We start from the raw sequence: 12,551 nt of genomic DNA on the forward strand, positions 1-12,551 counted from the left end.
CTTCGCGGGTTCGCGACCGTTCCCCGCCGGAGGGGCTTCGCCCCTCCCGCGCTTCGCGCGGGGCCCTCCCGCGAATGGGACCGCGCTCGCGCTCGCCCCGTCGCGGCGAGCGGGTTCCGACACGCTCTTGCGTGCTTGACCGGCGCGCCCGCGGGGGCGACGCTTCCGGAGCTTGAAGCTCCTCGTCGTCAACGCCGACGACCTCGGGTACGACCCCGAGATCGACCGGGGCATCTTCGAGGCGCACGCGCGCGGCCTCGTCACGAGCGCCACGGCCATGGTGGACACGCCGTTCGCGCGCGCGGCGCTCGCGGCGGCCCCGGCCACCCTGGGGGTGGGCCTCCACGCCGTCCTGGATCCGGGCATGTCGCGCGGCGCCGCGGAGGAGGCGCTCCGCGCGCAGCTCGCGCGGTTCGTGGAGCTCCGCGGGGCCGAGCCGACGCACCTCGACAGCCACAAGCACGCGCACGCGGCGCCCGCGGTCCTCGACGCATTCGCCGACCTGGCGCGGGAGCGCGGCCTGCCGGTGCGGGCCATCGACGAACGGATGCGCGACGCCCTGCGCGCCCGCGGCGTCGTCACTCCCGATCGATTCCTCGGGGACGCCGCGCTCCGGCCCGCCTGGACGGAGGAGGCGCTCGTCGCCGCGCTCGCGAGCCTCGGCGAGGGCACGACGGAGCTCATGGCCCACCCGGGTTACGCCCCGCTCCACGCGCGGACCTCGTTCGGGCGGGAGCGCGAGATCGAGCTCGCCGCGCTCTGCAGCGCCCGCGCGTGGACCGCCCTGGAGGCCTCCTGCGCGACGCGCAGTAATTTCGCGGGAGTGGCCGCGCGGGCCCGTTCGGGACCCCTCCAGGGCGCACGGATCGTCGACTCCTGAAGTCTGTAAGCCACCGATTTTCCGGGGCGTTTGCCGATGGCGCGCCTTTACTCCCCCTGGGCTGGGTGATAAGACCCGGCTCCACGTTTTCCCCACACGCGAGGTCCACCGTATGCCCGACGCTAAGCCCGTTGTGCCGAGGGATGGAGCCAAGATCACGCTGGTGAACGGGAAGCTGAACGTCCCCGACCGGCCGATCATCCCGTTCATCGAGGGCGACGGCACGGGCCGTGACATCTGGCGCGCCAGCCAGCGCGTGCTCGACGCGGCGGTCGAGAAGGCATACGGCGGCAAGCGCAAGATCGCCTGGACCGAGGTCTACGCCGGCGAGAAGGCGTTCACGAAGTTCAACAACTGGCTGCCCGACGAGACCATCGAGGCGTTCCGCGAGTACCTCATCGGCATCAAGGGACCGCTCACCACGCCGATCGGCGGCGGCATCCGCTCGCTCAACGTCGCGCTCCGCCAGCTCCTCGACCTCTACGTCTGCCTCCGGCCCGTCCGCTGGTTCAAGGGCGTGCCCTCGCCGGTGAAGCGCCCGGACAAGGTCGACATGGTGATCTTCCGCGAGAACACGGAGGACATCTACGCCGGGATCGAGTGGGAGGCCGGCTCGGAGCAGGCGAAGAAGCTCCTCGCCTTCCTCGAGAAGGAGTTCCCGAAGGAGTTCAAGAAGATCCGCTTCCCCGGCAGCACCGGCCTCGGGATCAAGCCCGTCTCGAAGGAGGGAACGGAGCGGCTCGTCCGCGCCGCGATCGAGTACGCGCTCCGCCTGAAGCGCAGGAGCGTCACCTTCGTGCACAAGGGCAACATCATGAAGTTCACGGAGGGCGCGTTCCGGAACTACGGCTACGCGCTCGCCGAGCGCGAGTTCGCCGACAAGGTCTACACCTGGGAGCAGTGGGAGCGGACCAAGGCCTCGAAGGGAGAGGAGGCCGCGAACGCCGAGCAGAAGGCGGCGCTCCAGGGCGGCAAGCTCCTCGTGAAGGACGCCATCGCGGACATCACGCTGCAGCAGGTGCTCACGCGCCCGGACGAGTTCGACGTCGTCGCGACCCTCAACCTGAACGGCGACTACCTGTCGGACGCGCTCGCGGCGCAGGTCGGCGGCATCGGCATCGCCCCCGGCGGCAACGTGAACTACATGACCGGCCACGCCATCTTCGAGGCGACCCACGGCACCGCGCCGAAGTACGCCGACCTCGACAAGGTGAACCCGGGCTCGGTGATCCTCTCCGGCGAGATGATGTTCCGTCACCTCGGGTGGAACGAGGCCGCGGAGCTCATCATCAAGGGCATGGACGGGGCCATCGCGGCGCACCGCGTGACCTACGACTTCGCGCGCCTCATGAAGGCCGAGGGCGTGGCGGACACGGTCGAGGTGAAGTGCTCGGAGTTCGGCGACGAGATCATCAAGCACATGTAGCTTCCTCGTACCTCTTCGCAGGAAGGGAGAAGATTCATGGCGGCTCGTAAGAAGATCGCTCTCATCGGAGCCGGTCAGATCGGCGGCACGATGGCGCTGCTCTGCGGCCAGCGGAACCTCGGCGACGTCGTCCTCGTCGACATCATGGAGGGCGTCGCGAAGGGCAAGGCGCTCGACCTCCAGCAGACCCGGGGCGTCCTCAAGTTCGACGTCGACGTCACGGGCGGCGGCACGAGCGACTACTCGATCATCCAGGGCGCCGACGTCTGCATCGTGACGGCCGGCGTGCCGCGCAAGCCCGGCATGAGCCGGGACGATCTGCTCAAGGTGAACCTCGACGCGATCACGAAGGTCGCGCAGGGCATCAAGCAGAACGCGCCGAACGCGTTCGTCATCGTCGTGACGAACCCGCTCGACTCGATGGTGTACGCGATGCAGAAGGTCACCGGCTTCGACAAGAAGAAGGTGGTCGGCATGGCGGGCGTGCTCGACACGGCGCGCTTCCAGTACTTCGTGGGCGAGGCGGCGGGCGTGGCGCCGCAGGACGTGACGGGCGTGGTGCTCGGCGGCCACGGCGACGACATGGTCCCGCTCGTGCGCTACTGCTCCGTGAACGGCACCCCGCTCACGAAGATCCTCGACAAGGCCAAGCTCGACGCGATCGTAGAGCGCACGCGCAAGGGCGGCGGCGAGATCGTCGCGCTGCTCGGCACCGGCTCCGCGTTCTACGCGCCGGCGGCGAGCGCGGTCACGATGGCGGAGGCGTATCTGCGCGACCAGAAGCGCGTGCTCCCGTGCTCCGCCTACCTCGAGGGCCAGTACGGCGTGAAGGACCTGTTCCTCGGCGTGCCGGTCGTCATCGGCGCGAAGGGCGTCGAGCGGGTCGTCGAGCTCGACCTCTCCGACGAGGAGAAGGGGATGCTCGCGAAGTCCGTCGAGAGCGTGAAGAAGTCGGTCGCCGAGACCAAGCTGTAGCGTCGGGTGGGCGTCCCGAGGGGCCGGCGCTGCCCGCGCCGCCCCCACCTCCCAAGTCCCCGCGCCGCGCGCCACGCGCGGGTGCGGTCTCGACCCGTGGCCGCCGGCGAGCGCGCGCCGCGCGGTGGCTCGCCGCAGGCGCGGGAGCGTCCTCAGGCCCTGATGGGCCCGGGGTGGAATCCAGCACTGCGGGAAGCGCCGGATCTGTGTAGAGGAGTGCCCCAAATCGATCCCGCTCACGCCCTCCGGCGCCGGGACGTGCCGAGCGCGCACGCCGGGCGAACGAGGGCGGACGCGCGCGGAGGCGAGGGAGTAACCCGCCGTGAAGATCCACGAATACCAGGCGAAGGACATCCTGAGGAAGTTCGGGGTCGCGGTCCCCCGAGGCTACCTCGCGGTCACGCCGCTCGAGGCCGAGGGCGCCGCACGGCAGCTCGGCGGCGGCATCTGCGCCGTGAAGGCGCAGATCCACGCCGGAGGCCGGGGCAAGGGCGGCGGCGTCCGCCTGGCGCGCTCTCCGGAGGAGTCGCGGCAGCACGCCGAGGCGATGCTCGGCATGATGCTGAAGACCCCGCAGACCGGTCCGGAGGGGCAGGAGGTCCGCAAGGTCTACATCGAGGAGGGCTGCCGGATCGCGCGGGAGCTCTACCTCGGGATGACCCTCGATCGCGAGGTGGGCCGGCTCGCGGTGATGGCCTCCACCGAGGGCGGGGTGGACATCGAGGAGGTGGCGGCGAAGCACCCGGAGAAGATCCTCCGAGAGTGGGTGGACCCGCTGACCGGGCTCATGGCGTTCCAGGCCCGCCGGCTCGCCTTCGGGCTCGGCCTGACGGGCGACTCGGTCGGCCAGTTCGTGCGCTTCGCGACGGGGCTCTACAACGCCTACGTCGCGACGGACGCGTCGCTCGCCGAGATCAACCCGCTCGTCGTCACCGTCGGGGGCGAGGTGCTCGCGCTCGACGCCAAGATGAACTTCGACGACAACGCGCTCTACCGGCACGCCGACATCGCCGCGATGCGCGATCCCGACGAGGAGGATCCCAAGGAGACGCAGGCGAAGGAGTACGACCTGCAGTACATCGCGCTCGACGGCGACATCGGCTGCATGGTGAACGGCGCCGGCCTCGCGATGGCCACCATGGACGTCATCAAGCTCTCCGGCGGACGGCCCGCGAACTTCCTCGACGTCGGCGGCGGCGCCGACGAGGACAAGGTCACCGCCGCGTTCAAGATCATCCTGTCGGATCCGCAGGTGAAGGCGGTGCTCGTCAACATCTTCGGCGGCATCATGAAGTGCGACGTCATCGCGAACGGCATCCTGGCCGCGGCGAAGCAGGTGGGCATCTCGATCCCGCTCGTCGTGCGGCTCGAGGGCACGAACGTGGCGCTGGGCAAGGAGATCCTCGCCCAGAGCGAGCTCGACATCATCCCCGCCGACGATCTCGGCGACGCCGCGCGCAAGGTCGTCCAGGCGGCGGCGGCGTAGCGGGGCGAGTCGAACGATACGGGTCGAAGGCGCGGAGGGCGCGTGAGCATCTACGTCGATCGAGACACCCGGGTGCTGGTGCAGGGCATCACCGGCTCGGCCGGGAGCTTCCACACCGAGCAGATGCTCGACTACGGGACGCGGGTCGTGGCCGGCGTGACGCCGAACCGCGGCGGCACCAAGTTCCAGGGGACGGTCCCCATCTTCCACACCGTCGACGAGGCCGTGCAGGAGACCGGCGCCAACGCGGCGGTCATCTTCGTGCCGCCGCCGTTCGCGGCCGACGCGGTCATCGAGTCGTCGGAGGCGGGCATCCCGCTCGTCATCGCGATCACCGAGGGCATCCCGGTCCTGGACATGATCCGGGTGCGGCGGTACCTCGCGGATCGCCCGCAGACGCGCCTCGTCGGGCCGAACTGCCCGGGCCTCATCACGCCGGGCCAGTGCAAGATCGGCATCATGCCCGGACACATCCACCGGCCCGGGCGGATCGGGGTGGTCTCGCGCTCCGGCACGCTCACCTACGAGGCGGTGAAGCAGCTCACCGACCTCGGTCTCGGCCAGTCCTCGGCGGTCGGCATCGGCGGCGACCCGGTGCACGGCACCGACTTCGTCGACGTGCTGCGCGAGTTCGAGGCGGACGGGGAGACCGAGGCGGTGATCATGATCGGCGAGATCGGCGGCACGGAGGAGGAGCGCGGGGCCGCGTTCGTGCGCGATCACATGACCAAGCCAGTCGTCGGCTTCATCGCCGGCCGCACCGCCCCCCCCGGCAAGCGCATGGGCCACGCCGGCGCCGTCGTCTCCGGCGGGAGCGGCACCGCCGAGGCGAAGATCGCGGCGATGCGCGAGGCGGGGATCAACGTGGTAGAAGGACCGCACCTGCTCGGCCGCGCGATGAAGGAGGCCCTCGAGCGTCGGAGCCGGCACCGGCCCGCCGCCGCGGGCAAGCGCGCGTCCTCCCAGGCGCCGGCGCGCAAGGGGGCGGCGTCCCGCAACGCGGCCCCCTCCCAGCGCGGCGGCAAGTCCGCCCGGAAGGCGGCGAAGCGGGTGCGCGACTAGGGCGCGCCCGCGATCACCCATCGAAGCACGAGGAGCAACGCAACATGGCGATCGAGCGCACCCTCTCCATCATCAAGCCCGACGGCGTCGAGAAGGGCGTCATCGGCCAGGTCATCGCCCGGTTCGAGAAGTCCGGCCTGAAGCCCGTGGCGATGAAGCTGGCGCACCTCTCCCGCAGCGAGGCGGAGGGGTTCTACGCGGTCCACAAGGCGCGTCCCTTCTTCAACGATCTCGTGAAGTTCATGACGAGCGGCCCCGTCGTCCTCATGGTCCTCGAGGGCGAGGGCGCGGTCGCGAAGAACCGCGAGATCATGGGCGCGACGGATCCGGCGAAGGCGGCGGCGGGCACGATCCGCAAGGACTTCGCCACGGACATCGAGAAGAACACCGTCCACGGGTCGGACAGCCCGGAGAACGCGAAGGTCGAGGTGAGCTACTTCTTCCCCGAGATCGCGATCCATTCGTACGCGTGGAAGAAGGTCTAACGTTCGGATGTTGTTAGGTTTAGTCGGGCCGGTACCCGATCGGGTGCCGGCCCGATTGCCGTTTCCGGTTACAATCAGTTCAACCCGTCCCCCCCGGACGGGTCTCGTCTCTGTCTCTCAGGGCAAAAGGAGCACGCGGGCTTGGATGCGGTGCCGACATGGAAGTGGCTGCTCGGGATCTTCTTCCTCGTCGCGTCCGCGTTCTGCTCCGGCACCGAGACGGCGCTGACGGCGCTCGGTGACGCGCGCGCGCGGCAGCTCCGCGACGCGGGTGGTCGGCGCGCCCGGATGCTCGGCGTCTGGATCGCGCACCCCGAGCGCATCCTCTCGACGCTCCTCATCGGCAACACCCTCGTGAACATCGGCGCGGGCGCGCTCGCCGCCGCCATCGGCGCGACGCTCGCCGCGCGCGCCGGCTGGAACGACGCCACGGGCGTCACCGGGGCGACGGCCGTGGCCACGATCGTCATCCTGTTCTTCGGCGAGATCATCCCGAAGACCCTCGCGAAGCGGCACCCGATCAAGGTGTCGCTCGCCCTCATCCCGTTCGTGAAGGCGCTCGCGTGGCTCATGTGGCCCCTCTCGTCGGCCGTCACGCGGGCGACGAGCGGGCTGTTCCGCCTGTTCGGCGGAGCGCAGGGAGCCACCGGCCCGGGCGTCACGAGCGAGGAGATCGAGTACCTCATCGAAATGGGCACGCGGGAGGGCGTCCTCGACGAGGTGAAGGAGGAGCTCCTCAACAGCGTGCTCGAGTTCGCCGACCGCGTCGCCCGGGAGATCATGGTGCCGCGCACCCGGATGGTGGCGGTCGACCGGGACGCGCCCCAGGACGAGCTCTTCCGGATCGTCACCGAGAACCCGTACAGCCGCATGCCCGTCTACGAGGGCTCGATCGACAACGTCGTCGGCGTGCTCCTCGTCCGCGAGATCATCCAGGACCTCCGCCAGGCGCGCGCCATCTCGCTCGAGCGGTGCGTGAAGCCGGCCTTCTTCGTGCCGGAGGGCATGAAGATCTCGCGGCTCCTCAAGGAGATGCAGCGCCGGCGCACGCACCTCGCGATCGTGGTGGACGAGTTCGGCGGGACGAGCGGCCTCGTCACCCTCGAGGACGTCATCGAGGAGATCGTGGGGGAGATCCAGGACGAGGGCGACGTGGAGGCCGCGCCGGTGAAGGCGATCGCGCCCGGCGTCTGGCTCGCCGAGGCGGGGATCCCGCTGCACGATCTCGAGGCCTACCTGAACGAGCGGCTCGAGGAGGCCGCCACCGCCGCGGGGGAGGAGCGCCCGCCGGAGGTGCGCTTCCCGGAGGAGGGGGACTACGAGACGCTGGGCGGGTTCGTGACCGCCACGGCCGGGCGCGTCCCCGCGGTGGGCGCGATCGTCGCCTGGGACGGGCTCACCTTCACGGTCCGGGCGGGCGACGAGCGGCGCGTGACGCGCGTCGAGATCGCCCGGCGCGCGGCGGCTCCCGAGGCGCCGACGGAGCCCGCGGCGCACGCGGCCAGCGGCGCTTAGAAGAGAGGCCCGATGACCGCGTTGCTCGACCCCGAACGGCCGGAGGCCCGGCCCGACCTCCGATCGTTGCCCCTCGACCACCTGACCGCCCTCGTGGCGTCGCTCGGGGAGCGTCCGTTCCGGGCGCGCCAGCTCTTCCGCTGGCTGCAGCAGAAGGGCGCGGCCTCGCTCGACGAGCTCTCGGACGTGCCGCGCGCGCTCCGCGCGGCGCTCTCCGAGCGCACGACGCTCACGACGCTCGAGCGGGCGACCGAGCAGCGCTCGGTCGACGGGACCATCAAGTGGACCTGGCGCACCCACGACGGGAAGCTCATCGAGTCCGTGTACCTGCCGGAGCCGGATCGCCGGACGCTCTGCGTCTCCTCGCAGGCGGGCTGCGCGGTCGGCTGCACCTTCTGCCTCACCGGCACGATGGGCCTCGCGCGGAACCTCACGCCCGGCGAGATCGTGGACCAGGTCCATCGGGCGAACCGGCGCATCGTCGAGCTCGGGGAGGGGGAGGGCCCGCGGCCCCTCACGAACCTCGTGTTCATGGGGATGGGCGAGCCGCTCGCGAACTACCGCAGCCTCAAGATCGCCCTCGACCTCCTCCTCGCCGAGGACGGCCCGAACTTCTCGCACCGCCACGTGACGGTCTCGACGAGCGGCCTCGTGCCGGTGATGCGGAGGCTCGGCGAGGAGACGCCGGTGAAGCTCGCCGTCTCCCTCAACGCGACGACCGACGCGCAGCGCGACGCGATCATGCCGATCAACCGGCGCTACCCGCTCGCCCAGCTGCTCGACGCGTGCCGCAGCTTCCCGGTCCGGAACGGGCGCCGGATCACGTTCGAGTACGTGCTCCTCGGCGGGGTGAACGACTCGCTCGAGGACGCGGCGCGGCTCGTCGGCCTCGTGCGCGGGATCCCGACGAAGGTGAACCTCATCCCCTACAACGCGAACCCCGGGCTGCCGTTCCACGCCCCCGCGCCCGAGCGCGTCGTCGCGTTCCAGGAGGCGCTCGCCGCGCGGAACCTGACCGCCGTCGTGCGCAAGAACCGCGGCCGCGACATCTCCGCCGCCTGCGGACAGCTCGCCGCGGAGGGCGGGCCCGGCGATCCGCGCCGCGCGCAGGCGTTGACCCGCCTGCCCGTGGCGGGCTAATCAGGCGGCCGGCCGGCTCAGCCGGCGGAAAGGTCGCGTGGACATGGCGCTGCTCGCCGTCGGCTCGGTCGCCCTCGACTCCCTGGAGACGCCGTTCGGCGCCCGCGAGGAGGTGCTCGGAGGCTCGGCCTCGTACTTCGCGACGTGCGCGAGCTTCTTCGGCCCGACGCGGGTGGTCGCGGTCGTCGGGGAGGACTTCCCGGACGAGCACGTCCGGTTCCTCGCCTCCCGCGGGATCGACCTCGGCGGGCTCGTGCGCCGGCCGGGGCGGACCTTCCGCTGGAAGGGACGGTACGAGTTCGACCTCAACACGGCGCACACGCTCGACACCCAGCTGAACGTGTTCGCCGAGTTCCGGCCCGAGCTGCCGGAGCACTACCGCGACTCGGAGTTCGTGTTCCTCGGGAACATCGACCCCGATCTGCAGCGCGCGGTCCTCGACCAGGTCCGGGGCCCGCGGTTCGTGGCGTGCGACACGATGAACTTCTGGATCTCCTCGAAGCGCCAGAGCCTGCTCGAGACGCTCCGCCGGGTCGACCTGCTGTTCGTGAACGACGCGGAGGCGCGCCAGCTCGCCGAGGAGCACAACGTCGTGAAGGCGGCGCGGCGGATCCTCTCGTTCGGGCCGAAGGCCGTCGTCGTGAAGCGCGGCGAGTACGGGGCGCTCTTCTTCTCGGGCGAGGAGGTCTTCGCGGCCTGCGCGGTCCCGCTCGCCTCCGTGTTCGATCCGACCGGCGCGGGCGACAGCTTCGCGGGCGGGTTCATGGGCTACCTCGCCCGGAACGGCGGCCTGGATCACGCCGCGATGCGGCGGGCGATCGTGCTCGGGAGCGTGCTCGCGAGCTTCACGGTCGAGCGGTTCTCGCTCGACCGGCTGCGCTCCCTCGAGCCGGCGGAGATCCTGTCCCGCTACGCGGAGGCGCGCCGCCTCGCTCACTTCGACGACCTCGAGCTGGACCTGTTCGGCGGCGCGTCCCTGGGTTGACGCCGCTTCGCCGCGGCGGCTACCATCCCGACGCGTCCGGGGGGGCGCGCCCGCGCATGCGCATCGGCATCCTGTCCGACATCCACTCGAACCTCGAGGCGCTCACCGAGACGCTCGGGGCACTCGAGAGGCTCCGGCCGGACACGATCATCTGCCTCGGGGACGTCGTCGGCTACGGGGCGAGCGTCAACGAGTGCTGCGCGCTCGTCCGGAAGCGCGCGGCGGTGACCCTGCTCGGCAACCACGACGCCGCGGTCGCCGGACGGATGGACTACAGCTTCTACTACGACGCGGCGCGACACGCGCTCGACTGGACCGCGTCGCGGATCGACCCCGATCACCTCGAGTGGCTGCGCGGCCTGCCGTACGCGCATCGGATCGAGAGCGCCCAGTTCACGCACGCGAGCCCGGTGGATCCCGAGGCGTACGAGTACGTCTTCGCGATCGAGCAGGCGCGGGAGCTCTTGCCTCACCTCGACGCGCTGGCGGACGTGAACTTCCTCGGGCACTCGCACCTCTGCAAGGCGTTCGCGCTCAACGCGGCGGGCGACGTGACCGAGGTCGTGGCGCCGCGCTTCGGGCTCCGCCGCGGCTACAAGTACGTGATCAGCGTCGGCTCGGTCGGGCAGCCGCGCGACTGCGACAACCGCGCGTCGTTCGTGCTGTACGACTCGGACGAGCGGGTGGTCGAGTTCCACCGCGTCCCGTACGACGTCGAGTCGGCGGCCCAGAAGATCTTCGACGCCGATCTCGCGCTCAACTTCGGCAAGCGGCTGTTCATCGGTGTGTAGCGGGGGGCTGCGCCCCCGCCCCGGGCCAGCGGCCCCGCCGCAGCGTCACGCCACCAGGCTGAGATGCGTCGCGACGCGGTAGCCGGTCGCGAGGCCGTCCGCGTCCATCAGCGCGAGCCCGAGCGTGGCGTCCACCGCCAGGCGCGCGGGCGCGACGCCCGGGATGGCGCCGACGATCTCGCCCGTGCGCGCGTCGAGCGCGGTGACGCCGTCCGCCGCGACGAGGACGGTGCCCCGGGCGATCGCGGGCGGCACGGCGCCCGAGGGCGCCGGCGCCCCGGCCGGCGGGGGACGGCTCCAGCGCACGGTGCCTTCGCGCCCGAGGGCGACGACCCCTCCCGCGGGATCGCGCGCGACGAGGAGCGCGCCCGCGGCCGCGATGGTGGGAGGGCCGGCGAGCGGCGCCACCACCGTCCAGGCCGGGGCCCCGCCCTCGTCCAGCGTCGCGACGATGGGATCGCCCGCGAGCGCGCCCGCGATCGCGAGCCGTCGCCCCCACGCGATGGGCGGGCCCGAGGGGACGAGCTCGAGGCGCGCCTCCCAGCGTCGGGCGCCTCCCGCGGGATCGAGCGCGAGGGCGACGGCGCCGACGCCCGAGTCGGCGGCGCACAGGACGAGCGCGAGCCCCGCGAGCGCCGCGGGGGGCCGCACCACCGGGCCGGGGCCCCGCACGCGCCACACGACGCGTCCGGTCCCGTCCACGCCGTAGACGAACCCGGTGTCCGCTCCCACCGCGACGATGCCGCCGAACGCCGCCGCGAAGAGCCGTCCGGCGCCCGGCGGCAGGAGCCGCCACAGGATCCGTCCGGTGGCGGGGTCGAGCGCGGTGAGCGCTCCACCTCCGACCACGAGGAACGGCCCGTGCGCGAAGGAGAGCGCGGTGAACGCGGAGGGACCGGGCAGGGGCTCCGTCCAGAGCGGGCGGCCGGTGCGGAGCGCGAGCGCCTCGAGCGCGCCGCCGCGCGAGACGAGCAGCGTCCCGGGCAGCGCCGCGGCGTGGGCGGCGCCCGGGGCGCGCCAGAGGACGCGGCCGGTGCTCCGCTCGACCGCGGCGACCGCCGCCGCGCCCGCCGCGATCGCCACGCCACCGCGCACGTACAGGCCGGGGCCGGCGGGGGCGCCGGCGTCGAGCTGGAAGACGCGCCGGAACGCGAGGCGGCGCAGCTGGCCCGGCCCGAGCGGCCGCTGCGACGTCGCGCGCGCGCTCGGCGCGCGGACCCGGTCCGCGCCGGGGCTCGCCTCGGCCGGGCGATCGCCCTCGACCAGCTCCTCGATGTGAGCGAGCCGCTCCGCGGCTGCGCTCTCCAGATCCGCGAGGTGCGCGTTCTCCGCCTGCCGCGGGTTTCGGGCGCGCGCGAGGTGCCCGAGCTCCACGGCGGCCTCGGCGAGCGCCCGGGCGAGCTCGAGCGGCGGGCAAGGTGCGGGACCCTCCGGGCGCAGGAGCTGGCCCTCCCGGAGATCCAGCACGAGCGTCGTCACGCCGCCGCGGCCCGGCCGCGCGAGGGCGATCTCGCACCGGGGCTCGCCGCGGCGGAACGCGGCGAGGAGGCGATCCACGCCCGCCCCGAGGTCGCGCAGCGCGAGGAACGGGATCCCGGGGACGAGGGCGAGCGGCGTCCCGTCGGCGCCGCGCAGCGTGAGGCGGCCCGGGACGAGCAGCGATCCCAGATCCGGCCGCCCCCCCTCGTAGGCGAGGAGGTGTCCCTCCTCGTCGGAGAGCTCGAGCTCGCAGGTGACCCTCCCGCCGGGCGCGGCGGAGCGGGACGCGCGCGCCCGGCCACCGCCGCGGGGGCGGGGCGCGGGCGC

At 72.3% G+C, this 12,551-nt stretch carries 11 protein-coding genes; 10 read left to right on the top strand and 1 reads right to left on the bottom strand.

Annotation, left to right across the window (positions count from 1 at the left end):
• Positions 1-172 precede the first annotated feature (172 nt).
• The 10 genes from MNY60_RS21845 (at position 173) to MNY60_RS21890 (ending at position 10,745) form a co-directional block, all read left to right on the top strand.
• Complete coding sequence (locus tag MNY60_RS21845; protein WP_242339052.1) at positions 173-880, top strand: carbohydrate deacetylase; 708 nt, start codon at positions 173-175, stop codon at positions 878-880.
• A 112-nt stretch (positions 881-992) separates the two neighbouring features.
• Positions 993-2,306, top strand: coding sequence for an NADP-dependent isocitrate dehydrogenase (gene icd, locus MNY60_RS21850; RefSeq protein WP_242339049.1), 1,314 nt, complete (start codon positions 993-995; stop codon positions 2,304-2,306).
• A gap of 36 nt (positions 2,307-2,342) precedes the next feature.
• On the top strand, positions 2,343-3,281 hold the full coding sequence (gene mdh / locus MNY60_RS21855) for a malate dehydrogenase (RefSeq protein WP_242339047.1): 939 nt from the start codon (positions 2,343-2,345) through the stop codon (positions 3,279-3,281).
• Positions 3,282-3,603: 322 nt separating this feature from the next.
• The gene (sucC, locus tag MNY60_RS21860) at positions 3,604-4,767 is read left to right on the top strand and encodes an ADP-forming succinate--CoA ligase subunit beta (protein WP_242339046.1); all 1,164 of its coding nucleotides are present in this window, start codon (positions 3,604-3,606) and stop codon (positions 4,765-4,767) included.
• Between the two features lie 42 nt (positions 4,768-4,809).
• The gene (gene sucD / locus MNY60_RS21865) at positions 4,810-5,829 is read left to right on the top strand and encodes a succinate--CoA ligase subunit alpha (RefSeq protein ID WP_242339045.1); all 1,020 of its coding nucleotides are present in this window, start codon (positions 4,810-4,812) and stop codon (positions 5,827-5,829) included.
• Between the two features lie 44 nt (positions 5,830-5,873).
• On the top strand, positions 5,874-6,314 hold the full coding sequence (gene ndk / locus MNY60_RS21870) for a nucleoside-diphosphate kinase (RefSeq protein WP_242339044.1): 441 nt from the start codon (positions 5,874-5,876) through the stop codon (positions 6,312-6,314).
• Positions 6,315-6,464: 150 nt separating this feature from the next.
• Positions 6,465-7,829: a hemolysin family protein gene (locus tag MNY60_RS21875; protein WP_242339043.1), complete on the top strand. Its 1,365-nt coding sequence runs from the start codon at positions 6,465-6,467 to the stop codon at positions 7,827-7,829.
• Between the two features lie 12 nt (positions 7,830-7,841).
• Positions 7,842-8,969 carry a 23S rRNA (adenine(2503)-C(2))-methyltransferase RlmN gene (rlmN, locus tag MNY60_RS21880; protein ID WP_242339042.1) on the top strand — a complete coding sequence of 376 codons (1,128 nt, stop codon included), beginning with the start codon at positions 7,842-7,844 and terminating at the stop codon, positions 8,967-8,969.
• Between the two features lie 43 nt (positions 8,970-9,012).
• Positions 9,013-9,954 carry a PfkB family carbohydrate kinase gene (locus MNY60_RS21885; protein ID WP_242339041.1) on the top strand — a complete coding sequence of 314 codons (942 nt, stop codon included), beginning with the start codon at positions 9,013-9,015 and terminating at the stop codon, positions 9,952-9,954.
• A gap of 56 nt (positions 9,955-10,010) precedes the next feature.
• Positions 10,011-10,745 carry a metallophosphoesterase gene (locus MNY60_RS21890; protein WP_242339039.1) on the top strand — a complete coding sequence of 245 codons (735 nt, stop codon included), beginning with the start codon at positions 10,011-10,013 and terminating at the stop codon, positions 10,743-10,745.
• Between the two features lie 45 nt (positions 10,746-10,790).
• On the opposite strand, the gene MNY60_RS21895 is transcribed toward MNY60_RS21890, so the two are convergent.
• Positions 10,791-12,551: PQQ-binding-like beta-propeller repeat protein (locus MNY60_RS21895; protein ID WP_242361869.1), on the bottom strand; the 1,761-nt coding region annotated here is incomplete at its 5' end.

This window comes from Anaeromyxobacter sp. SG17, from assembly GCF_022690695.1.
Classification (GTDB): Bacteria; Myxococcota; Myxococcia; order Myxococcales; family Anaeromyxobacteraceae; genus Anaeromyxobacter; species Anaeromyxobacter soli.